Source organism: Maribacter algicola, assembly GCF_003933245.1.
GTDB lineage: Bacteria > Bacteroidota > Bacteroidia > Flavobacteriales > Flavobacteriaceae > Maribacter > Maribacter algicola.
Genome location: NZ_QUSX01000001.1, coordinates 86747 through 111597 on the forward strand (window position 1 = coordinate 86747; position 24851 = coordinate 111597).

Annotated in this window: 28 protein-coding genes; 11 read left to right on the forward strand and 17 right to left on the reverse strand. The window is 38.9% G+C overall.

All coding sequences use genetic code 11. The features are described from left to right. The first annotated feature begins 190 nt into the window (after positions 1-190). The gene (locus tag DZC72_RS00315; protein WP_125220954.1) at positions 191-889 is read left to right on the forward strand and encodes a hypothetical protein; all 699 of its coding nucleotides are present in this window, start codon (positions 191-193) and stop codon (positions 887-889) included. Positions 890-986: 97 nt separating this feature from the next. On the opposite strand, the gene DZC72_RS00320 is transcribed toward DZC72_RS00315, so the two are convergent. The 10 genes from DZC72_RS00320 to DZC72_RS00365 all read right to left on the reverse strand — a co-directional run bounded on the left by DZC72_RS00320 (position 987) and on the right by DZC72_RS00365 (position 10583). Beyond that, positions 987-2150, reverse strand: coding sequence for a sigma-54-dependent transcriptional regulator (locus tag DZC72_RS00320; protein WP_125220955.1), 1164 nt, complete (start codon positions 2148-2150; stop codon positions 987-989). An 11-nt stretch (positions 2151-2161) separates the two neighbouring features. Then, positions 2162-2980: a DUF6268 family outer membrane beta-barrel protein gene (locus DZC72_RS00325; RefSeq protein WP_125220956.1), complete on the reverse strand. Its 819-nt coding sequence runs from the start codon at positions 2978-2980 to the stop codon at positions 2162-2164. A gap of 53 nt (positions 2981-3033) precedes the next feature. Then, a complete protein-coding gene (locus DZC72_RS00330) occupies positions 3034-3960 on the reverse strand; it encodes a mechanosensitive ion channel family protein (protein ID WP_125220957.1) in 927 nt (308 codons plus the stop codon). 2 nt (positions 3961-3962) lie between these two features. After that, on the reverse strand, positions 3963-5300 hold the full coding sequence (locus tag DZC72_RS00335) for an ABC transporter permease (RefSeq protein WP_125220958.1): 1338 nt from the start codon (positions 5298-5300) through the stop codon (positions 3963-3965). Beyond that, positions 5293-6225, reverse strand: a complete 933-nt coding sequence (locus DZC72_RS00340; RefSeq protein ID WP_125220959.1) for an ABC transporter ATP-binding protein — start codon at positions 6223-6225, stop codon at positions 5293-5295. Before DZC72_RS00340 ends, DZC72_RS00335 begins: the two co-directional genes overlap by 8 nt. A 305-nt stretch (positions 6226-6530) precedes the next feature. Continuing rightward, positions 6531-7649 carry a molecular chaperone DnaJ gene (gene dnaJ / locus DZC72_RS00345; RefSeq protein ID WP_125220960.1) on the reverse strand — a complete coding sequence of 373 codons (1119 nt, stop codon included), beginning with the start codon at positions 7647-7649 and terminating at the stop codon, positions 6531-6533. Between the two features lie 9 nt (positions 7650-7658). Next, positions 7659-8231 carry a nucleotide exchange factor GrpE gene (locus DZC72_RS00350; RefSeq protein WP_125220961.1) on the reverse strand — a complete coding sequence of 191 codons (573 nt, stop codon included), beginning with the start codon at positions 8229-8231 and terminating at the stop codon, positions 7659-7661. A 139-nt stretch (positions 8232-8370) separates the two neighbouring features. Further along, entirely contained in the window at positions 8371-9333 is a 963-nt protein-coding gene (locus DZC72_RS00355; protein ID WP_125220962.1) for a TIGR01777 family oxidoreductase, read from the reverse strand. 97 nt (positions 9334-9430) lie between these two features. Then, positions 9431-10099: a tRNA (5-methylaminomethyl-2-thiouridine)(34)-methyltransferase MnmD gene (mnmD, locus tag DZC72_RS00360; protein WP_125220963.1), complete on the reverse strand. Its 669-nt coding sequence runs from the start codon at positions 10097-10099 to the stop codon at positions 9431-9433. Position 10100: 1 nt separating this feature from the next. Then, entirely contained in the window at positions 10101-10583 is a 483-nt protein-coding gene (locus tag DZC72_RS00365; RefSeq protein ID WP_125220964.1) for a DUF4920 domain-containing protein, read from the reverse strand. A 108-nt stretch (positions 10584-10691) separates the two neighbouring features. Here DZC72_RS00365 and DZC72_RS00370 point away from each other — a divergent pair, with 108 nt between their 5' ends. Then, positions 10692-11768 carry a branched-chain amino acid aminotransferase gene (locus DZC72_RS00370; protein ID WP_125220965.1) on the forward strand — a complete coding sequence of 359 codons (1077 nt, stop codon included), beginning with the start codon at positions 10692-10694 and terminating at the stop codon, positions 11766-11768. Positions 11769-11793: 25 nt separating this feature from the next. Here DZC72_RS00370 and DZC72_RS00375 read toward each other — a convergent pair whose 3' ends face one another. After that, positions 11794-12180, reverse strand: coding sequence for a pyrophosphohydrolase domain-containing protein (locus DZC72_RS00375; RefSeq protein ID WP_125220966.1), 387 nt, complete (start codon positions 12178-12180; stop codon positions 11794-11796). Between the two features lie 431 nt (positions 12181-12611). Between DZC72_RS00375 and DZC72_RS00385 the strand changes: the two genes are divergently transcribed. The 5 genes from DZC72_RS00385 (at position 12612) to DZC72_RS00405 (ending at position 16327) form a co-directional block, all read left to right on the forward strand. Further along, the gene (locus DZC72_RS00385; RefSeq protein WP_099545497.1) at positions 12612-12791 is read left to right on the forward strand and encodes a hypothetical protein; all 180 of its coding nucleotides are present in this window, start codon (positions 12612-12614) and stop codon (positions 12789-12791) included. Positions 12792-12899: 108 nt separating this feature from the next. Then, complete coding sequence (gene crcB, locus DZC72_RS00390) at positions 12900-13271, forward strand: fluoride efflux transporter CrcB (protein ID WP_125220968.1); 372 nt, start codon at positions 12900-12902, stop codon at positions 13269-13271. Positions 13272-13563: 292 nt separating this feature from the next. Continuing rightward, positions 13564-13902 (forward strand): P-II family nitrogen regulator, encoded by a 339-nt coding sequence (locus DZC72_RS00395; RefSeq protein WP_125220969.1) that lies wholly within the window; start codon positions 13564-13566, stop codon positions 13900-13902. 27 nt (positions 13903-13929) lie between these two features. After that, positions 13930-15168 (forward strand): ammonium transporter, encoded by a 1239-nt coding sequence (locus DZC72_RS00400; RefSeq protein WP_125220970.1) that lies wholly within the window; start codon positions 13930-13932, stop codon positions 15166-15168. A gap of 112 nt (positions 15169-15280) precedes the next feature. After that, positions 15281-16327 (forward strand): outer membrane beta-barrel protein, encoded by a 1047-nt coding sequence (locus DZC72_RS00405; protein ID WP_125220971.1) that lies wholly within the window; start codon positions 15281-15283, stop codon positions 16325-16327. Between the two features lie 72 nt (positions 16328-16399). Here DZC72_RS00405 and DZC72_RS00410 read toward each other — a convergent pair whose 3' ends face one another. From DZC72_RS00410 to DZC72_RS00420, 3 genes are all read right to left on the reverse strand, one after another. Next, complete coding sequence (locus tag DZC72_RS00410) at positions 16400-17053, reverse strand: DUF1684 domain-containing protein (protein ID WP_125220972.1); 654 nt, start codon at positions 17051-17053, stop codon at positions 16400-16402. 81 nt (positions 17054-17134) lie between these two features. Then, positions 17135-18556: an alpha/beta hydrolase gene (locus DZC72_RS00415; protein ID WP_125220973.1), complete on the reverse strand. Its 1422-nt coding sequence runs from the start codon at positions 18554-18556 to the stop codon at positions 17135-17137. A gap of 78 nt (positions 18557-18634) precedes the next feature. Beyond that, positions 18635-19102, reverse strand: a complete 468-nt coding sequence (locus DZC72_RS00420; protein WP_125220974.1) for an Lrp/AsnC family transcriptional regulator — start codon at positions 19100-19102, stop codon at positions 18635-18637. 121 nt (positions 19103-19223) lie between these two features. On the opposite strand from DZC72_RS00420, the gene DZC72_RS00425 reads away from it, so the two are divergent. The 3 genes from DZC72_RS00425 (at position 19224) to DZC72_RS00435 (ending at position 21298) form a co-directional block, all read left to right on the forward strand. Beyond that, on the forward strand, positions 19224-19613 hold the full coding sequence (locus DZC72_RS00425) for a hypothetical protein (protein WP_125220975.1): 390 nt from the start codon (positions 19224-19226) through the stop codon (positions 19611-19613). 105 nt (positions 19614-19718) lie between these two features. Then, the gene (purU, locus tag DZC72_RS00430; protein ID WP_125220976.1) at positions 19719-20564 is read left to right on the forward strand and encodes a formyltetrahydrofolate deformylase; all 846 of its coding nucleotides are present in this window, start codon (positions 19719-19721) and stop codon (positions 20562-20564) included. Between the two features lie 29 nt (positions 20565-20593). Then, positions 20594-21298 carry a DUF4197 domain-containing protein gene (locus tag DZC72_RS00435; RefSeq protein WP_125222545.1) on the forward strand — a complete coding sequence of 235 codons (705 nt, stop codon included), beginning with the start codon at positions 20594-20596 and terminating at the stop codon, positions 21296-21298. A gap of 241 nt (positions 21299-21539) precedes the next feature. On the opposite strand, the gene DZC72_RS00440 is transcribed toward DZC72_RS00435, so the two are convergent. Beyond that, positions 21540-22394: an alpha/beta fold hydrolase gene (locus DZC72_RS00440; protein WP_165869241.1), complete on the reverse strand. Its 855-nt coding sequence runs from the start codon at positions 22392-22394 to the stop codon at positions 21540-21542. 231 nt (positions 22395-22625) lie between these two features. Between DZC72_RS00440 and DZC72_RS00445 the strand changes: the two genes are divergently transcribed. Beyond that, a complete protein-coding gene (locus DZC72_RS00445) occupies positions 22626-22820 on the forward strand; it encodes a hypothetical protein (RefSeq protein ID WP_125220978.1) in 195 nt (64 codons plus the stop codon). On the opposite strand, the gene pyrF is transcribed toward DZC72_RS00445, so the two are convergent. Both pyrF and prfA read right to left on the reverse strand, forming a co-directional pair. Next, positions 22817-23644: an orotidine-5'-phosphate decarboxylase gene (pyrF, locus tag DZC72_RS00450; protein WP_125220979.1), complete on the reverse strand. Its 828-nt coding sequence runs from the start codon at positions 23642-23644 to the stop codon at positions 22817-22819. The two genes, DZC72_RS00445 and pyrF, sit on opposite strands and share 4 nt — an antisense overlap. A 46-nt stretch (positions 23645-23690) precedes the next feature. Beyond that, complete coding sequence (prfA, locus tag DZC72_RS00455) at positions 23691-24767, reverse strand: peptide chain release factor 1 (RefSeq protein ID WP_125220980.1); 1077 nt, start codon at positions 24765-24767, stop codon at positions 23691-23693. Positions 24768-24851 lie beyond the last annotated feature (84 nt).

Here is a 24851-nt window from a genome sequence, read left to right on the forward strand (position 1 = left end):
AAATATAGAATATTAATCGGTGAAGTTGGAATCCATTCAAAAAAAAATCTCCGTTCGACCTAGAAAACGAACCAATGAACTATTGAACGAACAACTTTGCTTTCCTATCGAAAAAATAAGTCCCAAGGCCAATAGCCATTGTAAATTTAGCCCTGTAAAAATCCCAAATTTTACGACCAAACTTATTCGAATGAACAAAACCTACACAAACCTCATCCTTGTAGTATTCCTTATTTTCCTTAGTTCCTTTGCAAACCTTAGGGAATGTGAATATGCCGAAGCCAACATTGAATTTGCAAAGTCCCAAACGGAAAAGGCATTGGAAAATCCCGATATTAACATTCTAAAATACCATGTTTACAAGGCTATAAGCGCGATTCAAAAAACCGAAAAAAAACTTTCCAATTGTGGTTGCGAACATGCTCAAAAAGAATTGGAAGAGAGCGTTGAAAACTTAAAATTGGCCACAAAGCAGGAAGAACTCTTTAAAGCAAAGGACTTACTTTTAATATCACTGGAGAGTATCATGAAGGGTTTGAACTCACTTTCTGAACATGAGTACCACGAAAAACAAAACAGGGAGGAATTGGCAAAAGCTCAATCACAAGACCCTAATGGGAATAGTAAGAAAACGGTGGTAGCGCAATCCGTAAGTCCCATATACAAAGAGATTGATCAATCCTTAGAGAGGTACAGAAAATCGCTCAATGCTGTCGTTGAAACTGTCAATTGTAAGGAAGCAAGTAGTTTTGCAAATAACATTATCGAGCAATGCGAAAACCAACTATTGGTGGAAAACCTTACCGAAGGTAAAAAATACTACTATCTCAGAACCAAGGAAATTACGGTCAATGCGTTAGAGAAACTTCGTGATTGCTACGGTAAGTAACGCGCACTTGTTGAAGACCTTAAGAATTCCAATGCTTAAAATTTAAAATCTGGAGTAACACCTAATGGAACATTAAGCCTTTAGGCGTTACTCTAGACTATTTACTGGCAAAAAGCTTGACATCCTCTTCAGATACCTCTGTTCCTCCTAAAATTATGAGTCTTTCGACCACGTTTCTCAGTTCCCGTATATTACCGGTCCAATCATATCCTTTTAAAAGCTCGATGGCCTTGTTCGAAAAGGTTTTGGCAGGCATACCTTGCTCATCCGTAATCTTTTGGGAAAAATATTCGATCAATAATGGGATATCCTCCCTTCTCTCATTAAGACTTGGCACCTTGATCAAAATGACCGCGAGCCTATGATAGAGGTCCTCGCGAAATTTCCCCTCCTCGATTTCCTTTTGAAGATTCTTATTGGTGGCAGCAAGTACCCTAACGTCTACTTTGATATCCTTATCCGTACCCACCCTTGATATTTTATTTTCCTGCAAGGCCCTAAGTACTTTTGCCTGTGCGGAAAGGCTCATATCCCCAATTTCGTCCAAGAATATGGTTCCTTTATTCGCCGCCTCAAACTTTCCGGCCCTATCCTTTACGGCAGAGGTAAATGCCCCTTTTACATGGCCAAAAAGTTCGCTCTCTATTAATTCCGAAGGGATAGCAGCACAGTTGACCTCAATAAAGGGCTCCTTGCTCCTACCACTTTTCTCATGCAACCAATGGGCCACCAATTCCTTACCGGTCCCATTTGAACCAGTAATCAGCACCCTAGCATCCGTAGGCGCCACTTTTTCGATCATATCCTTAATAGCGGAAATTTCAGCACTTTCCCCTACCATTTCATAGTTCTTGCTTACTTTTTTCTTTAATATCTTATTTTCCGCCACCAAGTCCTTTCGATCCAGTGCATTTCTAACTGTCGTCAATAATCTATTTAAATCTGGGGGTTTTGAAATATAATCGAAAGCCCCCAATCGCATAGTGTTTACCGCTGTGTCCAAATCTCCATGACCGGAGATCATGATAAACGGAATTTCAGGTTTTATTTTTCGGGCGGCCTCCAAGACCTCCACACCGTCCATCTTGGGCATTTTTATATCACAAAGTACAAGGTCATAGTCATTGTTTTTGATAGTTTCCAGTCCTTTAAGACCGTCTTCGGCTTCCTCAAGGGTATAACTATCGCTTTCTTCAGAAAGTATTTTTACCAATACCCTCCTAATTGCGGCCTCATCTTCAATCACTAAAATCTTTGACATAATTCTTACTTTTAAATTCCTATTCTGAATCCCGTTCTAAAATAAAGTCCGGCTGAATCGTTCAACGTAAAGATATCCCTTCTATCATCGTCCCTAAGGGCCCCATTTTGAAATAGGGAATATCCCCCAACCAAATAAACGGACATATCCTTGGTTATCTTGTACTGGTATCCCAATGTCAATAATAATGCCGTATAAGAAACATCTGTCGACAAAATGTTATTCGATAACAAAATATTATTCTGGATATTCACGTAGTACCCATCCAGAAATAATTCCGTTTGAAAGAAATGCCCTTTTGGTGTAAAATACTTCATACCCGTTTTTGGGACTCCCAAAATATAGGACCAGCTGGGATGAAAACGCTTTTCATAATAGAGTACTGGCAAAGGTACCTGTACAGGTGAATTGGAATTATAGGAAATTCCTAGAACCAAACGGAACGGTTTTTCTATGTCCTTCTTGTCTTGGTAGGCGCCTACCGTATAATTTATGTTAAAATCGTCCTCTTGAAGTTCTTTTACAAAATTTGAGGACCATCTTGGAGTAACTACGCCCACCATTCTCCATTCTTCCGAGATTTTATAAACATATGCAAAGTTGATATCAATAACATGCAGCTTTCTTAGGTCCCCGGCATTTGGGAACAAGGTATCCGGAACTTCAAAATTGTATCTGTTGTACTCGCTTCCCAATACAATAAAATCCCTTTTACCGCGCACGGCTATGGGAACGTTCGCCAGTAATTTGATTCTCGATGTTTCAACCCCGGCCCTATTTTCCGGCATCAACATATATTCTGCCCTAAATACATCTGGTGTTTGCCCCAAAAATGTAAAATTTACAAAAATCATTAAAAATAGGGCCCGACTATACTTGCCCATCATTGCTTGGTATCTGTTTGTGCATTGCTGTGCTGAAAAGGGGTTTGTTGATAAATATGAACATCCCTTTGTGGAAAGGGTATGGTTATATTGTTTTTTCTAAAGGCAGCATCGATTTTGTAACGTAATTCACTTTTTATCCTAGGATCTGAGAAACTATCGCTAATGAAAAAGTTAAGGGAAAAAAGCAATGCAGAGTCCCCAAAATCCTCAAAAATAACAAAGGGTTTAGGGCTTTTTAGCACTCCTCTTTGCTCCTTTACCAAACCCTCCAATATTTTTGTTACCAATTGTACATCACTACCATAGGCAACGCCCACTTTAACGCTTTCCCTTGTTGTCTTGTGGTTCTGAGTATAGTTGTAAACAATATCACTGATAAAATGATGATTAGGAATAATGATAATTTTATCGTCCCTTGTAATCGCCCTTGTGGTGCGAAGTTTTATTTCGAAAACCTTACCAACTTTTCCATCAACCTCTATAATATCCCCTACCCTTAGCGATTTATCCACAATGATAAAAATGCCACCAATGATATCCTGAAACAAATCCTGTAAGGCCAGGCCTAAACCAACGAACAATGCTGCGGAAGCTGTTATAAGTATGGTAATGTCAATTCCTGCTGCGCTCATGGTAAATAGTATCACCACGATGTATACTAGATACTTTATGAACTTGAAGATGCTGATAAACTTAAGTTTGTCATCAGTTTCCATTTTTCTTGTGAAAAACCTGCGCACCCATTGGAGTATAAAACTGGTAATTATAAAGGCAATAGTTATAAGTAAAAGATTGCCAATAGTAATATGAATAGAGCTATCCCCTGAAGTATAATGGAACCCAAGGTCAAGAAATTCCTTTATTGAACCCCAAATGTCTTCCTCGATAATCTCCTTTATTTTTTCCTTGTCCTCTTGGGCCATTTTCAGTATTTAAGCCATTTAAACAACTCTTTATAGCTAGGTTTCTTACCGTACATTAGAATGCCTACCCTATAAATTTTCGCTGCCAGCCATACGATTCCAATAAAGGTAAATATTAATATCAAAATTGAGGTGGCCAACTGCCACAAGGGAACACCACCTTCCCCGATTCCACCTGGAAGTCGCATCATCATAACAATAGGAGATGTTAAGGGAAACAAGGAAAAACCCACGGCAATTGGTCCGTGCGGATTGCTAAATACCGAAAAGAAACCCACATATATGGCCAACATTAAAGGTAGAATGATTGGAAAGATAAATTGTTGGGTATCCGTTTCGTTGTCAACAGCGGCGCCAATGGCCGCATATATGGAGCTATAGATTAAATATCCCAAAATAAAATAAACCAGAAAAAAGAATACCAAAAGAACCCAAGGTATATTCATAATTTCCTGGGCGTACAAAAGCATATCCGAATCCGATGAAGCCATGATGGGATTTGGAGCGCCACCCATTGCCGGACCGGCACTTCCTCGAGAAAGATCTGCTGGGTCCATATCAAAAATAGCCATGGAAACTACTAACAAAATACCCCCAGATAGGATCCAAATACCAAATTGGGTAATACCCGCCAATGATGTCCCTATAATTTTACCCAGCATCAACTGAAAAGGTTTTACCGAAGAGATTATGACCTCAATGATCCTACTGGTCTTTTCCTCAATAACGCTGCGCATTACAAAGCCTCCATAGATAATAATGAACATCATGATCAAGTATCCAAAACCTCCACCAATGATCGCTTTTATCTCATTGATTCCCTTAAGGTTGTGTTCACCGTCAAAAGTGGAAATGTTAAGTTCATATTCGCTATCCATTTCTGCATATTCACTTGCAGAAATACCAAATTCCCTTAGTCTTTCCTGTTTCAAGCGTTCCTTGAAAATTCGTTCCAATCGCTCCAACGTATTGGTGCTGGGAGCATCCTTGCTATAAAAGAAAGAACGCTGGCTTACCTTCTCCAGATTAGACTCATTGGGCAAATATACCAGGCCGTAATAACCCATGCTCATTGTAGAATCCTTTGCCTGTGCCAAAGAGATATCCCTAAACTTCACAAAAGAAGTACTTTCTGAGGTGATAAACTCATTGTCAAAAAAATCGCTTTCGTTCAATACTGCTATTATTCTTTTTTCATTGTCATTGAGCTTTGTTAGATAAGCGATAAGGACAATCATACCCACCATTAAAAAAGGACTCAAAAACGTCATGATGACAAAGGACTTGTTCCTGACCTTCGCTAAATATTCCCTTTTTATGATTAATGATAGTTTACTCATGAACAATACCTTGTTTTTCTACGGTTCTGATAAAAATCTCATTGGCTGAAGGAATTGTTTCCGTGAAATTCTTTATGGTTCCCTGAGTTCCTAAAAAATGTAACAATTCATTGGATCTGCCATTTGGAAGTTGTACCGAAAAATCCAATTGATTTTTAGCAATCTCGGATTCCAAAATTGTGAAACTTCCTTCCAATTGTTGCAATAATAATGACGGGGCCGAAGCTTCTATACCCACCTTAAAAATATTTTTTTTGAAGGCCTGCTTGATATCCGATAGTTTTCCGTCCAATATCTTTTCCGATCGATGGATGAGGGCGATATACTCGCACAATTCCTCAACGGATTCCATTCTGTGCGTTGAAAAAATGATAGAGGTACCATTTTCGCTTAGTTTTAGGATTTCATCCTTTATTATACTGGCGTTTATTGGGTCGAATCCACTGAACGGTTCGTCAAAGATCAAAAGCTTGGGCTCATGAAGTACGGTAACGATAAACTGTATCTTCTGCGCCATACCTTTGGAAAGTTCTTGGATTTTCTTGTGCCACCAATCGCCAATATCGAGCCTGTCGAACCAATACTTTAACCGCTGCTTCGCATCGTTTTTGGACAAACCCTTAAGCTGGGCCAAATAAAGCGCCTGCTCGCCCACTTTCATACTCTTGTAAAGGCCCCTTTCTTCTGGTAAATATCCTATTTGGGCAATATGTTCGCTTTTCAATGGCTCTCCCTCAAAAAACACCGCTCCCTGGTCAGGATATGTAATCTGATTGATAATCCGTATCAACGTAGTCTTACCTGCCCCGTTGGGGCCTAACAAACCATAAATACTGTTTTTAGGGATTTCTATGGAAACATTTTGCAAAGCAGTGTGGTCACCGTACCTTTTGGAGACCTTATTTGCGACCAAAATATGATTCATGCAAGCAATTTGTTCAAAGATATTGAATTGTTTTCATCCATTAATAATTATTGGACTTAATAGGCCACATGTTATTCGACAATAATTGTCCCAGTCGATGTGCAGTTTTCCATGGGCCATTTCATGGCACATTTTTTCTAAGAAAAATATATAGGAACGTGATTACAAAATATCCTAAAAACAAAACCCACCCTCAATAGAATCAAGGATGGGAAAAAAATTGCTATGAAAAAGAAAATTAATATTGGTTACCCAATATTGTTTCAAATATACGTTTTTTATTTAAACACCAAATATTTTCCCGATTAAGAGAACATATCCTTCACTTTTTCAAAAAACGATTTATCGGATTTTTCTGGTTTTGGTTCAAAATTTTCATTGCCCTGCATACGTTCAAAGAAGTCTCTTTGTTCCTTGTTCAATTCTTTGGGCGTCCACACATTAACATGTACCAACAGATCCCCACTACCATACCCATTAAGGCTGGATATGCCCTTTCCCCGTAATCTTAGTATTTTACCAGATTGGATTCCGGGTTCCAATTTAATTCTCACTTTTCCGCCTACAGCGTCAATTTCTTTTGAAGTACCTAGGATGGCATCCGTTATGCTGATATAAAGATCGTAGTGTAGATTGTCCCCTTCCCGCTTTAATGTCTCATGCTCCTGCGTTTCAATGGCCACCAATAAATCTCCTGGAATACCGTTTCCTGGAGCATCATTACCTTTTCCGGGCACTTTTAATTGCATTCCTTCTTCTACTCCGGCCGGAATGTTTATGGACACGGTTTCTTCCGATATTTTTAAGCCTTGGGCATCTGCATCCCCAGGCCTACCATCTAAAATTTGACCGTTTCCACCACAGGTACTACATGTTGCAGCTGTTTGCATCCTTCCCAATATGGTATTTTGGATTTTTGTTACCTGTCCGCGGCCATTGCATGTAGTACATGTTTTATAGGTAACACCTTCAGCCTGTATCTTCCTTCTTACCTTGACTTTTTTCTCAACCCCATTGGCTATCTCGTCCAAGGTAAGCTTTACACGGATGCGAAGGTTGCTTCCTTTCACCCTGCGCTGGCCACCACCGCCAAAACCGCCAAACCCACTAAATCCGCCTCCACCAAAGGCACTGCCGAATATATCTCCGAATTGGCTGAAAATATCGTCCATGTTCATTCCTCCTCCTCCAAAACCGCCTCCTTCAAAAGCAGCATGACCAAATTGATCATATTTTGCCTTTTTGTTGGGGTCACTCAGGACTTCATAGGCTTCGGCAGATTTCTTGAACATCTCTTCCGCCTTGGCATCACCCGGATTTTTATCTGGATGGTATTGCAATGCCTTTTTTCTATATGCCTTTTTTATTTCGGCAGCGGAGGCACTTTTACTGATACCAAGTACTTCGTAATAATCTTCCTTCATACAATTTGATTAGTTTCCAACAACCACTTTTGGATGTCTTATAATTCTATCGCCCAGCTTGAAGCCTTTTTCAATCACATCGATAATTTTTCCCTTCATATGATCTTCGGGTGCCGGGATTTGGGTAATGGCCTCATGGATTTCTGCATCAAAAGCATCCCCTACACTTACTTCAACCTCCTGTAAGCCTTTGGATTTTAAGGTTTCCCTAAACTTTACCTTGATCAATTCCACCCCCTTGAACATTTCCGTATCCTCAGATTTGGAAAGCTCCTTTAAAGCCCTATCGAAATCATCCAATACCGGTAGAAGGGACACTATTACTTCCTGCCCTGCGGTTTTGAACAACTCCATGCGCTCCTTGGATGTTCTTTTCTTATAATTTTCAAATTCGGCAAAAAGTCTCAAGAACTTATCCTTCTCCTTACCCAATTCCTCTTTTAAACGTTCTTCTTCGGTCATTTCAATTTCCTCTTCTTTAACCTCCTCGGCATGCATCTCCTCGTTGTCCACTTCATGCTCCAATACTTGTTCTTGGGAAAGTTCTTCTTCGATATGTTCGGTCTTATTTTTCTTGCTCATGTTCAATACTTGTTTAAACTTAGAAAATGAGTCGGCAAAAGTACTGCCAAATCTTTAAAAATGTCAAAATGTCACCAAACTTTACAAAAAAATCCGCCAAAAGCGGATTTACATATTTCGAATATGTGCAACAAAAGGTTTATGACGCATATTCCTTTGATATATCATTGGATATCTTAGAGTTCGATTCCTTTTCCCCATAAATATTTTCCAAGGCGGAACAGATATTCTGATATTCAAAAATAAATCCTTCCTCTTCAATTTTTTTACTGCTTACCCGTTGGCTCGCAAAGAGCAAATAACTCATTTCCCCAAGAATGAGCTTCATTACCCCTTCAGGTATGTTTGGCAAAAACAAAGGCCGGTTTAGAACCCGTGCGATTTCCTTTATCAATCTATTATTTGTGACGGGATTTGGTGAAACTCCATTGTAGGTCCCTTCCAGTTCATTTTCCATTGCGAAGAGAAAAATCCTGGCCAGATCAGATACGTGTATCCACGATTGCCACTGCTGTCCAGAACCGAAGGCCGCACCGGCATAATACCTGACAGGTTTCGCCATTTGAGGCAAGGCGCCCCCCCTATCGGACAATACCAAACCAATCCTAATCTTAGAAACCAACATTCCCAGATTCTTAAATTCATTGGCCTTTTCTTCCCAAGCAGCTACCACTTCCCCTAGAAAGCTATTGTCAATAGCATCCTCGCTTTCCTCATAATAATTGGATAAGGAATCTGGATAAATACCTATGGCAGAAGCGGATATCATAGTGGTGATGTTGTGATTGGGAAGATTGCCCAAAGCCTTTCGCAACGTAGCCAACGAATCAATCCTACTGTCCATGATTTGTTTCTTGTACTTGGACGTCCATCTTTTGGAGATGCTCGCCCCGGCCAAATTTATGATGGCCGATACACCGTCAAAACACCGGATGTCAATTTCACCATTGCCAGGGTTCCAATAAAACCCTTTAAAATCGGACCTGGATTCCAATTTGTTCTTACTAGTGGTCAAAAAGTGAACCACATGACCTTTGGCATGACATTGAGATACCAATTCCTTACCAACCAATCCTGTCGCTCCTGTTATTAATATCTTCATGTACCAAAGATATTGTTTTCCCCTAAGGCCCTATGTATGTTTAATTTGGATTTAACATAGGTAAGTGGTTTTTAAGACAAATTAACTGAACCCATTTCTACGAATTCACTTTTCTCGCCCTAAGCATTTCCCTTTTACCGGGCGGTCCGGGAAGACGCTCCACTTGAAAACCCACCTCCTGCATCGCCCTTCTCACACTGCCCTTGGCGGCATAGGTGACGAGAACACCATTTATTTTTAGGGCTTTGAACATTTTACGGAATATAGCTTCTGTCCAAAGTTCTGGTTGTACCCGAGCTCCAAAAGCATCGAAATAAACTAAATCGAATCCATTTGAATACTGGATTTCCTTAAAGTCCTTTTGAACCTTTTTAATATAAAAATCCTGGGTGATCATGGTGGTTTCTTCCCAAGGAGAGCTGTGCAATTTTTCAAAACCCTTACGGTTTTTTAGGGCATCCAGTTCTTCAACATAATTCAATTGACTGATTTCCAAATCACTTACAGGGTAGGCCTCCACACCAACATATTGAATCCTCAAGTCCCTTTTTGACGCCTCAAGAAGTGTAATGAAGGCATTGAGGCCCGTACCAAAGCCAATTTCCATAATTGAAATTTCTTGGTGTTCAAATAAATTCAGGCCGTTTTTAATAAAGACATGGTAGGCCTCCTGTATGGCCCCATGCTTGGAATGGTACTGTTCGTTCCAACCTTTTATTTGGATGGTCTTGGAACCATCGGCCGTAACAATAATTTCCCTTTCCAAACTAGTTCTTGATAAGAACCCCACTTGCCTCAAAACCATAGGTCTTTTTGGGCATGGTTATCTTGGCCAACTCCTCTTGGCCAGCACCGGCATCCTTCGCGTAGTGTTTCTGATCTTCCACGCTCATTTCCTCTACAAACGCAATTCCATCCACTACCACCTCCTTGCCAGCGATATTCTTCGGCATAAAAAAACCATAGTCCTTAAACCTCACCATAGCTTCATTACCATTTGAAAGCGCTACCTTCATCCAACAGCCCTTGGCCTGGCATACTTCCTTTACTTTACCAACGAATTTGGTATTTAAGGTATCGTTCGTGCTTAAACCGTCATAAATCGACATCATTTCATTGGTAGTACCAACGTTTGTTTCATCCACCCACACACCGAATATATTTGATTTATCCGTGTTTGGTTCTTTTTCCTGACCGATGGACCAAAAACCCATCAATAAAAACACAAGCAAAATGTTAAAACCTTTCATATTTTTCAAAAATTGATATCCTACTACAAAACTGCTCAATTTTAGACTAAAAAAGAAGTTGCTGTGCAGATATTTGATTAATTTTAATTTATTAAAGAATATTTTGGAATGAGCGTAGAAACAAAAAACGTGAACATTAGTATAGAAAGGGCAAAGACCTCTAAATTAGACCAAGTCGATTTTGACAATCTTAAATTTGGGTCTGTTTACACGGATCATATGTTGGTCTGTGATTATAAGGACGGGGCATGGCAAGCTCCAAAAATTATGCCCTATCAACCTATCATGTTAGATCCTTCGGCGAAGGTCTTCCATTATGGACAGGCCATTTTTGAAGGCATGAAGGCCTATAAGGATGAGAATGGGGATATATTCTTGTTTAGACCTTTGGATAACCAAAAACGGCTCAACATATCCGCTAAGCGACTTGCCATACCGGAATTGCCAGAGGAATATTTCATGGAGGGCCTTACCACCTTATTGCAGTTGGACAGCGATTTCATCCCAACAAAAGAAGGCTCCTCCTTATATATTAGACCTTTTATGTTCGCTTCGGGAAATGGCTTTCATGCATCCCCGGCAGACGAATATAAATTCATAATAGCCTGTGCCCCGTCTGGTTCCTATTTTTCGGGAAAGGTAAGGGTATTGATAGAGCAGACCTACTCCCGTTCCGCCAATGGTGGTGTAGGGTTTGCCAAGGCTGGAGGAAATTATGCGGGACAGTTCTACCCTACCCAATTGGCCATTGAAAAAGGGTACAATCAGGTTATCTGGACAGACGACACGGAACATGAATACATTGAGGAAGCCGGTGCGATGAACATTTTTGTTCGTATCAACGATACCTTGATAACAGGACCCACCAGCGATAGAATCTTGGATGGCATTACAAGAAAAAGTATTTTGGAAATAGCAAAGGACAACAATATTCCTACCGAAGTGCGGAAAATTACGGTAACCGAAGTGGTCAATGCTGCCAAGGACGGTTCTTTGAAGGAAATGTTTGGGGCTGGGACGGCCGCCGTAATTTCGCCCATTTCTGCCTTTGGCTACAAAGGAACCGATTTTGACCTTCCGGAACTGGAAAATAGCTATGCCTCCAAATTGAAAAAATTGATTACGGACATACAGTACAATAAATCCGAAGACAAATACGGTTGGCGCTTTAAGATCAACAACTAATAAAAAAGGGCTTCAAGGCCCTTTTTTAATTTTCCAAAATGGAAGCTATATCCGGTTTAAAATAATTGGGACCTTTTAGCACCTTTCCGTCTTCACGATAAATAGGTTTCCCGTCCTTACCCAATTTGCTCATGTTACTCCGTTGGATTTCGTTAAAAACTTCCTCTATTTTATGCTGCATTCCATGTTCCAAAATGGTTCCGCAAAGAATATACAACATATCCCCAAGGGCATCGGCAACCTCCACAAGGTCGTTATTTGAGGCAGCCTCTAGGTATTCCTTATTTTCCTCGTCCATCAAATTAAAACGCAATTGGTTTTTTGTTTTTCCCAAATCTGCCCGCATTACCGGCGAGACTCCAAGTCCAAAAGATTCATGGAATAATTGTACGGCGTTTATCTTACTTTTCATTTGTTATAGTTTTTAGTTCTTTATGGTAGGATGTACGGCCCAAAATTTAATAGGTGTGTATTTAGTTAAAGGGCATTTCATGAAACATCTTGAGTTTTAATTTAGCTTTGCATAAAAATAGAAATTATGTTCAGCACGGGACAAATTGTTTTTGCGATTCTTTTTGCCGTTACTTTTTTTATAATCACCATATTCATGTACAAAAAGGACCTAAAATTGCATCAAAAGAATTATAAAGGAGTTAAATGGGTGGGAATATTCTTTATATTATTCATAATTATACTTTTCTGCATTAAGTATTTACTTAAGAATTAACGTTAATTTTACGTACACCACAATAATTAACGTTTTCACAACAAAAGCCCGGTTTTTCACGTATAATATACCAAATAACGTAATTTTGCGTTATTCATCTATAAGGGGCAAATATTATGATGACATTCTTTATAATTTTATTGGTACTTATTACACTGAACGTGGCCATGGTCATCGCAAGCTTACAAAACGCAAGCAAAAAGTCGAAAAGACCTACAAAGATGGTTTCTGAGGAAAACCAGTCCGTAATTTATCCAATTAATCTCATTACTTCAAACTACAAAAAAGCCGTTTAGTTTTTATCTTTGTTAGGTATTGAATAAGACCCTTACAAGTCTTAAAACCAAACGAGATGTTTATTGGCGAATTGCATCTGACATTTTAGAAGTAATGAAATTGAACGGATGAAACAGTTTTTGCTGATATTTTTAGGTGGTGGCATTGGAAGTTTTTTACGATATCTAATTTCCAAGACCCTAAATTCACACTACCCCAACTTTTACTTAGGCACTTTTCTTGTAAATATTTTAGGCTGCTTTATCATAGGTCTACTTATCGGGCTATCCTTAAGGAACAATTACCTATCACAAAACCAAATGCTATTGTTGGCAACCGGTTTTTGCGGTGGTTTTACTACGTTCTCCACATTTGCACTGGAAAGCCATATACTTCTTAAGGAACATTCAATTTTGTATATGTCCGTATATCTTGGACTAAGTATTTTTATAGGCATCCTTGCCATTGCCTTGGGGCTTTACCTCTGCAAGTTGTTATAATCTTAACAGCACCCTCTTTAATTTACATTTATTAAACATTTTTTTATCTTTTAATTGTTTTTTAAACAATTCTCATTAGAAAGTAACGTTTTGCTGCGTTATTATCAAAAATTAGCTATTTCGTTTGCCTTCCCCTGTTCAAATTCACAAAATAACATCATCTAAATATTCATACCTGTAATTTTTAGGGGGGTTAATTATTATAATTATAAAAATATGGCGCATACCCCCAAAAAAGAAGGGGTGTTAATTTTTTTAACATACATTTGAGCCATCTAAAACAATTAGTACAATGAAAAAAATCGAGGCAATTATCAGAAAATCCAAGTTTGATGAAGTCAAAGAGGCGTTACATCAAATAGAGGTCAATTTCTTTAGTTACTGGGATGTAACAGGAGTTGGGAACGAAAAACAAGGTCATGTATATCGGGGTATTTCCTATAGTACTACAGACATTCAAAGAAGATATCTCACCATTGTTGTATCCGATGAATTTGCACAAAAAACCGTGAACACCATTTTGGAAACAGCCTATTCTGGTAATGTAGGGGACGGTAAAATATTTGTGTCCGATGTTATCGAAGCATATAGAATTAGGACAAAAGAAAGCGGTCAAGCAGGTATCAACTAAAAAAACAACTAACTAAAACTTAAAAAAATGGACGCAGGATTATTTACAGCGAATAACGTATGGATGATGTTGGCAACCGCATTGGTGTTCTTCATGCATACAGGTTTTGCCTTTTTGGAAATTGGTTTAACCAGACAAAAAAATACGATCAACATTTTATTTAAGAACATATTCATCATAACGGGAGGTTTACTTCTATATTACGCCTTTGGGTTTAACCTAATGTACCCCGGTTTTGAGGATGGGGACACCGGAATATTAAAATTCGCAGGATTTGGTATCGCTGCACCGGAAGGAGGCATGACCCCTGATTACGCCGATGGTGGCTACACATGGTGGACAGATTTTCTTTTCCAAGGGATGTTCGCCGCTACAGCGGCAACCATTGTCTCGGGAGCCGTTGCTGAGCGAATCAAAATAGGTTCCTTCATGATTTTCACGATAGTTTACGTAGGATTGGTATACCCAATCGTTGGTGCGTGGAAATGGGGTGGAGGATTCTTGGATTCCTGGGGATTCTATGACTTTGCCGGTTCAACTTTGGTACACTCCGTGGGTGGATGGGCAGCTTTGGTCGCGGTTACTTTATTAGGCTCCAGAATAGGGAAGTTTGGAAAGGACGGTAAGCCAAACGCCATACCTGGCCATAGCATACCAATGGCCACAGCTGGGGTTTTGATCCTTTGGTTGGGATGGTTTGGATTCAACGGAGGTTCCGTACTTTCTGCAGATCCAGAATTGACTTCCTTAGTATTGGTCACTACAAGTTTGGCCGCCGCCGCCGGTGGTTTTGGCGCCATGATTACCTCAACCATTCTTTACAAGAATCTTGACCTTACCATGTTTCTTAACGGTATCCTAGGAGGCTTGGTGGGTATCACTGCAGGAGCCGATTTAATGTCTCCAAACGAAGCAGTCGTCATTGGATTCTTAGCTGGTATACTTATCGTGTTTGGGGTTGCCTTGATCGACAAATTAAAACTGGATGATCCCGTTGGTGCGATTGCCGTACACTTGATTTGTGGTATTTGGGGAACCTTGGCCGTAGGTATTTTTGGAAGCAAAGCAGGTATCGATCAATTGTTGACCCAATTATATGGTGTATTGATAATTGGAGCCTTTTGTATTGTAAGCGCAGGTATCATCCTTGGCGTATTGAAAGCTACCCTTGGTCTTAGGGTTTCAAGAGAAGAAGAATTGGAAGGTCTTGACATTCACGAACATGGAATGGATGCCTATCCCGACTTCAGAATGAACCAACATTAGAAAGAATAAAAAAACGGAGCGTTCTGCCAAACGCTCCGTTACATAACCTTTTCACTTTTATTTACAACTATTCACTTAAAATTAATCCTAGAAGGATTTAAATTCTAAACATATGAAACAGATTATAAATACAAAATTCGTAAAAAATATTGTTTTGTCAACATTGGCACTTTTTTCAGCTGTTTTCGTAATAGCACAAGAAGAGGAAAGCGGTTCAAAGTTTACCTTGAGCGGATCCATTGATGCTTATTACAGGACAACATTCAAAGATGGTGGTAATGCTACAACTGCAACCCCAACTTCATTTGCAAATCAAACAGGATTTGCTTTAGGTATGGCAAATTTAATAGGGACGTACGACATGGGAAAAACAGGAGTCGTTGTGGACTTGGTTTTCGGACCAAGGGGTACAGAAGCTACCTTCAACAATGATGTTTTAAATGGAATCATCAACCAGGCTTATGCTTATTGGAATGTTTCCGACAAAACTACCTTAACCATAGGTCGTTTCAATACTTGGGTAGGGTATGAAGTTATTGCACCAGCAGCAAACTTCAATTATAGTGTTTCTTACTTGTTTTCAAACGGTCCCTTTTCACATCTTGGTGCCAAGGCTGATTTCGCTTTTTCAGATGACGTAAGTTTAATGCTTGCCATTACCAACCCTTGGGATACCAATGATATTAGCGGGTCAGGCGTTTATGCCCTAGGCGGACAATTAGGTCTTTATGGTCAATTTATCAATGTTTATTACGATGGTGGTAGCGAAGTTGCGGGAGGACTTGGTTTCGAAATCGACTATACAGGAGGTTTTGACCTTTCCGATAGCTTTTTCTTTGGTATAAATGCTGCATATAATGACAATTCACAAACGAATAGCGGATTCTATGGAGCAGCCATTTACCCACAAATAACTACATCGGATAGTTTTGCGATTGGACTAAGAGGTGAATATTTTGCATACACAGCGGATGGTTTTGACGATGTTCCTGTTACAGCCCTTACCTTAACTGGAAGTTATACAAAAGAAAATTTAATAATTAAGCCAGAAATCCGTTTGGACAGCTTTGGAAAGGATAACGAACCTTTCTTTGATAGTAATGGAGGAACTACCAACAGCTTATCCTCTTTTGCCCTTGCAGCTATATATTCTTTCTAGTTATCGAAAAAATAAGGACTAATTGATTTTTGTTTAAGTTAATAGAATAAAACCCGGTGGTTCCACCGGGTTTTATTTTTTATCAAAATTCTTGACCCCGGCCAGTATTCTAGTATCCATGTGATTTACTGCAGGCACCAAGGGGCAGGAATATTTTTTGTTGTATACACAATATGGATTATAGGCTTTATTAAAATCGATGGTAATCCTGTTGCCATTAGGAATCCTTACATCCAGATACCTGCCACCACCATAGGTTTCCTCCCCGTTTGTTAAATCCGTAAAGGGAAGAAACAGATAATCCTCGTACCCATTTTCTTGTATGAGTTCAGCGTTCTGGTAAACCTCCAGTTCAAAAAGTTTTCCATGAAGCTCGAATTTCACCTTGGCGTAGACCACTTCTTCTGATTTCCTATCAGTGGTGGTGGGCATCATAAAAGGCACTGCATCCGGGGTCCTTATAAAATCGGCATCGATTACATAATTGGTATCCGGTGCGAAAAAATCAAGTCCCTTAAAATCCTTTCGAAACCTATCCGGTAAGGGTGACACGTCTGGGTCTTTGAATTCCTCATTTAGTTTCTGCTGGTGGGCCAGGATATCGGCAATCTTATCCGTAGGAGCCTCGGCGACCAAATTTGGTTTTTCATCGTGATATTTCTTTGCTTCCTTACAGGTGCTAAACATACCAATTGAAAGCAAAATCAGGACCATTAATCGATACATCGTTCTATTTTTTTTCAAAAATACCATATGATTTTTCTTGTGAAAAGATTAAGGTACCGTTTGATGACAGCTTTTAAAAAACTATTGCTCTTCAATACTCTTATACCGGGCATTTTTTAAATACTTGTAAACAATGGCATTAAACTCTGGGGTAATTCTAAACAGCGCGGTATTTTCCAACCCGTAAAGCTCTTCTATATTGTCATATCCCGTTTTCAATAATTCCTCCAGATAGAAAATTCCGGTACCAAAGTCCTCAACAAGGGCACTGTAGGAAATCACCTTTAGATAATTTTCGGGATTTTTTGGTTCGGTAATGGTCTTCAACTGGTACAAAAAGTTCAGAGCCTCCAAATCAACTTGCTTATCGGTTGCAATGATATTGAGATTATCCGATATCAACGCATTCAAGAATCCTCGAAGCCTGCTTGCCATCCGTTTTTCAAATTCATTACCACTCTTGTCCATTTTGTCCAATTCGGACATTTGAAAGTTCCACCATCCCAAATTATTATAATTATAGGTCAAAATATCCTCTTCCAAATAGTATCCATAATCCTCCTTGGTCAAGGTTTCCTTTAAAAAGAAATTCTCCTGTAAGCGCTTTTTAGACCTGTAGGTTTTACTCCTTCTAAGTATTTTTTTGGATGTTTTTAGAGAATCCAAATCCCCAAAAGGATTATAGACTTGTGTGGCGTTATCCAAGACATTTTCGGCCAACAGCGGCTTATCATTGGATAGTAGTTCATTAGCCCTTATTAAAGAATTTTGGTAATACTCATTGACCAAGCTGTCATTTCTGGGAACAGTACCTTTGGCCATTTCAGACAGTGTAAAAGACCTAAGCGCAATGGCAGTTTCATCAACGGGAGCCCACTGATGTCCCCCTTCAAAAAACAGCAATAAATTGGGAAATTTAAGATTATCCAGTACCTTTTTACTTTCCTGGAGCTCCCTGTAATTATAGTCAGATCGACCGGCTATTCCAATAAAGTAAAACATGTTTTTTCGTGTAAGTACCTCCGTATTCGCTAATGCGGCGCCGCAGGAAAGAACACCTTTGATATCCTTTATAAATGTAGGCACCAAGGTAGCAAACCTTCCACCGTCTCCTATACCTCCCACGTACACTCTTTCCTTATGTATAGGAATCATGTCATATACCGTATTGAGCATTCTATTGGCTATCAAGACATTTTGTGAAAGACTTAAGGTGTCCTTTAAATCATTGGAACTCGCGAGAATATAACCTTCCTTTTCAGCAGCAGACGAAAACATGGATAAGACAGCCCTACTACTCCCTTGCATGTCAAAAAGAAAAAGGACTGGCCAAGCCTGTGACATATTGAAATTCGATGGAAGGTATAAAGAAAAAGTCTCCGCATCACCTCCTTCGCCTTTAATGGCCAAACTATCATTGATGGTCCCTTTGACGATTTTTAGTTGTTGTGAAAAAACGGCCAAAGGCACAACCAATAAAATCAGAAATATTATTTTTTTCATACTTAAATCTACAACAATAATCTAGCCAAAATTTAAGGCCAAATTAATAATTGATCACAATACTGATCAGAATATATTTTAATAAGGTATTTCCATTTTCCGTACCGGACTCATGGGAGCATTTGAAATCACTTGGGAAAGTACGATATTGGTCCTGGTTTCCCCATATTGAATTAATTTATCAATAAATTTTTCCAAATGGAACTGGTCCTTTAAGACTACTTCCATAACAATGTTCTCATTTCCTGTAATTCTGTAGCAGTTCACCACTTCATCAAAGGAATCCACCATCGCCAAAAATGGCTTGAGTTTGCCCATGAAGGCCCTTAATGTTATAATGGCCTTTAACTGATGTCCGGTAAGGGAATGGGAAACTTTAGCATGATACCCAGTTATTATTCCCAAATCTTCCATCTTTTTGACTCTTTCCCCAACCGCAGGTGCCGTTAAACCTATGGACCTCCCAATATTTGCGAAGGATTCCCTGGCATTTCCCTGTAGTTTTTCAAGAATTTTCCAATTAAGTTTATCTATCTTTATATCCATAATTTTTTTGCCAATTATATTTTCGAATGTAAAGTAATTTAAAAAATTTGATTCATAATCAAAAGACAAATAAGAATTACCTGTAGTAATTTTATAAAAGTATACGATTAATATACTTATCATGTCCCAGAAAAATCTTAGAAATATTCCAGTTTATAGAAAAGCCTTGGAACTTTGCCGTACGTGTCGGGAAATAGCCTCCTATGTATCCTTTAACAAAGACCTTTTGAGATTATACGAAAGTAACAGTCTAAGGGATATCATCGCCAATTCCATTTTAACCGATGCTATCCTAATTCCACAAAAAATTGCAATGGTAGAATCGTCACGTTCCACTTCTGAACGATTGCAAAACGTTTCCTTCATTAACATCATGATCAGGAATATCAATTCCTATTGCCTTGGACTGGAAAAAGACGGGGTAAAGGAGACAGAATATATAAACCTGCTAAGGTCAGAATTAAAAAGCTTTAGAAAGTATTACAGAAAGTGGAAGGTTTCCATTAAATAATTCCATAATATCACATATTTGGTACGCAATTAGGGCAAACGAAACTACAATTAAGTTCCCTGTCTGTTACATAATAACTTATTTTTGATTTTTAAAATCCCTGTTTTGAAAATCATTATATTAATCAACTGTCCCGACCAAAAAGGTATTATAAGTTCAGTTACCAGTTTTATTCATTCCCAAAAAGGCAACATTGTTTATCTAGACCAACATGTGGATAAATCTGCAAACGTCTTTTTTATGCGTTTGGAAAGTGATTTTGAATCCATTGATATAGAAGAACTTCAGAAAAAATTCGATACGGAACTGGCAACTAGGTATCAAATGCACTGGAGTTTACATACCGACATGAAAAAACCTAAAATGGCACTTTTTGTCTCCAAGTACAATCATTGTCTTTATGATATATTAAGCCGATTCAATTCTGGCGAGCTCGCTGTTGAAATACCATTTATACTGAGCAATCATCCAGATTTGAAATATATAGCCGATCAATTCGCCGTACCCTTTCATCATGTGCCCTTCAATAAAGAAAACCGTGATGCAAGCGAAAAAAGACAAATAGAACTTCTCAAAGGATACGAAGTAGATTTTATTGTGTTGGCCAGGTACATGCAAATTATCAGTAGTTCATTAATTGATCTTTATCCCAATAAAATAATTAACATCCATCATTCATTTTTACCTGCGTTTGCGGGAGCCAAACCCTACCATGCAGCTTTTGAAAGAGGCGTTAAAATTATAGGGGCCACTAGCCATTATGTAACAGAGGAACTCGATGCAGGCCCCATAATTGAGCAGGACGTTGCCCCTGTTTCGCATATGCACACTATTCCCGACTTTATAAATAAGGGACGCGATTTGGAAAAAATTGTCCTGTCGAGGGCCGTTAAACTTCATGTACTTAGAAAAACAATGGTGTACAACAATAAAACCGTTATTTTCTCGTAAACCATTTAAACCTCCATTAATATCTAATGATGACTAAAAAAATTGGAATAATTGTGCTCGTATTCTTTATGGTTTCCTGTAATGAATTACAACAAGTGGTCAATCAATTACCTTCTGGAACCACCTTGGGAAATGCAGAAATTGCAAATGGCCTTAAGGCTGCCCTTGAAAAAGGAATTTCTGATCAGGTAAGTAAACTTACAAAGACTGACGGTTTCTTTAAAAATGAGCTCGTCAAGATTTTATTGCCAGAAGAACTTCGCAAGGTCGACAAAACGCTGCGGGACATAGGTCTGGGAAACTTGGCCGATGAAGGACTTAGGGTATTGAATAGAGCTGCTGAAGATGCGGTTTCCGAGGCGACCCCTATATTCATCGATGCCGTAAAAGGTATGAGCTTTAACGACGCCAAAGCAATACTCTTGGGCGATGATAAAGCCGCTACTACCTATTTGACCCAAAGGACCAGAACCGCACTCTACGATAAATTCAATCCCGTAATCCAATCATCCTTCGAGAAAGTAGGGGCAGACCAAATATGGAGTAATTTAATCAACAGATATAATGCCATTCCCCTAACAAATGACGTTAATCCAGATTTGACGGATTATGTTACCCAAGAAGCCCTTGATGGCGTCTTTACCATGATTGCCCTTGAAGAGAAAGAAATACGTAATAATGTTGCATCCAGAACTACAGATTTGCTTCGTAGGGTCTTTGCATTACAGGATTAATTTTATTTATTCCATCGGCACAACAATAAAACGATTTATTCTACGTTAAAATTTTATAAATCAGTTTACTATAGGTGATATCACCAATGAAGATAATTCTTATTTTTTCAAATTTTTGAGTTAGTATTTTTTGAGTTAGTTAGTTAAAAACCGGTGGGAGCACCGGTTTTTTATTTTAAAATAAATGATTAAGGACTACTATTTGAATACTTTTACATTCCAAAGACCAAAACTATTTTTCTTAAACCGGATTGTTTTTCCACGAATCCCTTTCCATAGAAATAAGGCCTTCTTTGACCTTAATTTTAGCCCGATTGTTCTTTGATGCCACCTCAAATCCCGTTAAATACCCAATAACCATCCTATTGAAAAGCAGGGCCTGTTCCATATTGACGACATGGCCGCAATCCTGGATTATAAAAAGTAAGGAATCGGGATTGTGGGATGCCATTTTTTTTACTTCCGGGAGAAAGAGTTTGTCCTCTTCACCCATAACAAACACAGAAGGAACGTCTGTTTGCTCTGAATACAAATAATTCAATACTGGATTCAATTTTTTTGTAAACCCGGCCCACTTAAAAAATTCCTCTTCGTCCCAGTTCATCGATTGACTTCTTATAAATAACCTAGTCTCTTTGTGATTCTTGTTCGGTAAAAGAAAATAAGAGAAAAACCTAAATTGTGAGGAAAACGAAAATACTGACTTTACCATGTTCTGAATCCAGAACAAAAAGCGAAGACGTCGATTTATTTTGGCTATCGCACCTGACAGGATTACGGATTCGACATTCCGGGAATACTTCAATGCAAAATACTTCACAAAAATGGTACCTAGGGAAAAACCTACTATGTGGGTTCTCTCAATATTGTTAAGCTCCAAAACATAAAGTATGCTCTTGGAAACGGTATCGAAATCCAAATTCACCAAGGAATTTGAATTGGTATCGATTTCCCTCAATTCTATTACAAGTATGTTATAAAGAAGTTTAAATTCGGGAAGTTGCTTGTTCCATGTCGAGAAAACACCTCCTGCCCCATCAATGAAGGTTACCCAAGGTAATGCGTTATCGTTTTTATACGTTGTATGGCCTAACAAAATGTTCCCTTTTTTTCCTGATTTAGGCAAAGACCCACAATGTAGATATTCTTTTATAATTGAAACCTCCCATTTCTATAAAAAATACCCACCCACTTCGATATTTTTGATTTTTTAACATGTACAATGTTAAAAAAAAGACAAATTACCTAATAATTAGTTGTTTGACAACGTACGGGATGATCCAAATAAGCATTGTCAACGTATATTTGAAAGAACAATACTTTAACTATGGAAAAGCAATATTGTAAAGTTGGAACAGTAACCCCAATCGCCGCAAAAGCAGACGTTATTACCCTGTTGGAATATCAATATCAAAACTTCGTTGACAAAGCATCCAAAATGAAATATTCCAACAGTAAATTGACAGAATTTTTTGAGCAAAAGGCTCAAAAAATCCAAAAGTCATTGGAAAATTTGGTCTAAAGCAAATCCCTGGATTCCATTTCTTTTTGCATCTGGCCTTGTAGGTCACTTGCCTTTTTCTTGGCGGCTTCGGCAAAGTCCATACCTTTGGATGCATATATGATTCCTCTGGACGAGTTGATCAAAAGACCGATGTCTGACGTTATTCCAAACTTACAGACTTCTTGAAGACTGCCGCCCTGGGCCCCTACCCCGGGCACCAATAAAAAATTTTCAGGGATTATTTTCCTAATTTCAGTCAAATACTCCGCCTTGGTCGCCCCCACTACATACATTAGTTTTTGGGCCCCTTGGTATGATTTTGAAATTTGTAGCACTTCCTTATATAACTCAATACCATCTATTTTTTTTGTTTGAAAATCGAATGCACCCGTATTGGATGTCAATGCCAATAAAATGGTATGCTTGTTTTCAAAACTGAGAAAAGGTTCTATAGAATCCTTACCCATATATGGAGCAATGGTAATGGAATCAAAATTTAATTCCTCAAAGAAGGCCTTGGCATAACGTGTAGAAGTATTTCCTATATCCCCTCTTTTTGCATCGGCAATAGTGAACTGCTCCGGGTATTCCTTATTTAAATATTCAATGGTTCTTTCCAGAGATTTCCAGCCTTGGATTCCATAGGCTTCATAAAATGCTGTATTGGGCTTATAAGCCACGCACAAATGATTTGTGGCATCGATAATTGCCTTGTTGAATTCAAAAATAGGATCTCCCGTTTGTAATAAATGAGGAGGAATTTTCTCCAAGTCCGTATCAAGTCCAATACATAGAAAGGACTTTTTTTTTCGGATTTGTTGTACCAAATCTTGGGTGGTCATATAATCAATCGGCTTTACAATGGGTATTTCTAAAATACCCCATTAATTAAAATATCTCCGAGGCTACCTTAAGCTTCTCGGTATTTTCAACCAGACTTAGTTCATCGATTATCCGTTGGATATCCCCATCGATTATATTGGATAGGTCGTACAGGGTGAGTCCAATTCTGTGGTCAGTAACCCTTCCTTGCGGATAATTATAGGTTCTAATCTTTGCAGATCGGTCCCCACTACTCACTTGGGAATTTCTTTTGGCGGCATCCTCCTCCTGTTTTTTGGCAAGCTCCATATCATACAATCTGGAACGTAAAACCCTAAAGGCCTTATCCTTGTTCTTGTGCTGGGATTTCTGATCTTGACATTGCGCCACCAGTCCCGTAGGGATATGCGTTAATCGCACTGCAGAATACGTGGTGTTAACGGATTGCCCTCCAGGACCGGAAGAACAGAAAAAGTCTATCCGAACATCCTTAGGGTCTATTTCCACATCAAAATCTTCCGCTTCCGGCAAAACCATTACGGTGGCAGCACTGGTATGTACCCTTCCTTGTGTTTCCGTTTGTGGCACCCTTTGTACCCTGTGCACACCGGCCTCAAATTTCAAAGTTCCGTAAACATCTTCGCCAGTTACCTCAAACTGGATTTCCTTATAGCCCCCACTGGTACCTTCGCTCAAATCTATAACATTCGTTTTCCAACCTCTATTTTCACAATATTTCGTATACATTCTAAACAGGTCTCCCGCAAAGATACTGGCTTCGTCTCCACCGGTTCCCGCCCTAATTTCCATTACTACGTCCTTGGTATCCTCAGGGTCTTTGGGTATCAGCATAAGCTTTATTTCATCCTCAAGCGCAGGAAGACGGCTTTTAGCCTCTTCCAATTGCATTTTGGCCATCTCCAACATTTCCATATCGGAGCCGTCTGCAATTATTTCCTCTGCTTCCGATATGTTATTGGTGAATTCCAGATACTGATCTCTCTTGGCCATTAACTGTTTAAGATCTTTATACTCCTTTGTAAGTTTTACGTATCGGTCTTGGTCCGATATAATATCAGGTTGGATTATCAGGTCAGAAACCTCATCAAAACGCTGCTTTACAATATTTAGTTTGTCTATCATTATCTACTACACTTGTACTGCGAAATTACAATAATTTTAAGTACCGAATCATGGCAATCAGGTACCTGTTGAAGTATTGAAATT

Coding starts and splice junctions, on each gene's coding strand:
- DZC72_RS00370 (WP_125220965.1), top strand. CDS start 10,692: ATGAGCGTAGAAACAAAAAACGTGAACATTAGTATAGAAAGGGCAAAG.
- DZC72_RS00420 (WP_125220974.1), bottom strand. CDS start 19,102: ATGGATATAAAGATAGATAAACTTAATTGGAAAATTCTTGAAAAACTA.
- DZC72_RS00315 (WP_125220954.1), top strand. CDS start 191: ATGAACAAAACCTACACAAACCTCATCCTTGTAGTATTCCTTATTTTC.
- DZC72_RS00415 (WP_125220973.1), bottom strand. CDS start 18,556: ATGAAAAAAATAATATTTCTGATTTTATTGGTTGTGCCTTTGGCCGTT.
- DZC72_RS00445 (WP_125220978.1), top strand. CDS start 22,626: ATGGAAAAGCAATATTGTAAAGTTGGAACAGTAACCCCAATCGCCGCA.
- DZC72_RS00385 (WP_099545497.1), top strand. CDS start 12,612: ATGATGACATTCTTTATAATTTTATTGGTACTTATTACACTGAACGTG.
- DZC72_RS00400 (WP_125220970.1), top strand. CDS start 13,930: ATGGACGCAGGATTATTTACAGCGAATAACGTATGGATGATGTTGGCA.
- DZC72_RS00410 (WP_125220972.1), bottom strand. CDS start 17,053: ATGTATCGATTAATGGTCCTGATTTTGCTTTCAATTGGTATGTTTAGC.
- dnaJ (WP_125220960.1), bottom strand. CDS start 7,649: ATGAAGGAAGATTATTACGAAGTACTTGGTATCAGTAAAAGTGCCTCC.
- DZC72_RS00350 (WP_125220961.1), bottom strand. CDS start 8,231: ATGAGCAAGAAAAATAAGACCGAACATATCGAAGAAGAACTTTCCCAA.
- DZC72_RS00355 (WP_125220962.1), bottom strand. CDS start 9,333: ATGAAGATATTAATAACAGGAGCGACAGGATTGGTTGGTAAGGAATTG.
- pyrF (WP_125220979.1), bottom strand. CDS start 23,644: ATGACCACCCAAGATTTGGTACAACAAATCCGAAAAAAAAAGTCCTTT.
- DZC72_RS00335 (WP_125220958.1), bottom strand. CDS start 5,300: ATGAGTAAACTATCATTAATCATAAAAAGGGAATATTTAGCGAAGGTC.
- DZC72_RS00320 (WP_125220955.1), bottom strand. CDS start 2,150: ATGTCAAAGATTTTAGTGATTGAAGATGAGGCCGCAATTAGGAGGGTA.
- DZC72_RS00395 (WP_125220969.1), top strand. CDS start 13,564: ATGAAAAAAATCGAGGCAATTATCAGAAAATCCAAGTTTGATGAAGTC.
- DZC72_RS00375 (WP_125220966.1), bottom strand. CDS start 12,180: ATGAAAAGTAAGATAAACGCCGTACAATTATTCCATGAATCTTTTGGA.
- crcB (WP_125220968.1), top strand. CDS start 12,900: ATGAAACAGTTTTTGCTGATATTTTTAGGTGGTGGCATTGGAAGTTTT.
- DZC72_RS00425 (WP_125220975.1), top strand. CDS start 19,224: ATGTCCCAGAAAAATCTTAGAAATATTCCAGTTTATAGAAAAGCCTTG.
- DZC72_RS00405 (WP_125220971.1), top strand. CDS start 15,281: ATGAAACAGATTATAAATACAAAATTCGTAAAAAATATTGTTTTGTCA.
- DZC72_RS00330 (WP_125220957.1), bottom strand. CDS start 3,960: ATGGCCCAAGAGGACAAGGAAAAAATAAAGGAGATTATCGAGGAAGAC.
- DZC72_RS00340 (WP_125220959.1), bottom strand. CDS start 6,225: ATGAATCATATTTTGGTCGCAAATAAGGTCTCCAAAAGGTACGGTGAC.
- DZC72_RS00365 (WP_125220964.1), bottom strand. CDS start 10,583: ATGAAAGGTTTTAACATTTTGCTTGTGTTTTTATTGATGGGTTTTTGG.
- DZC72_RS00435 (WP_125222545.1), top strand. CDS start 20,594: ATGACTAAAAAAATTGGAATAATTGTGCTCGTATTCTTTATGGTTTCC.
- prfA (WP_125220980.1), bottom strand. CDS start 24,767: ATGATAGACAAACTAAATATTGTAAAGCAGCGTTTTGATGAGGTTTCT.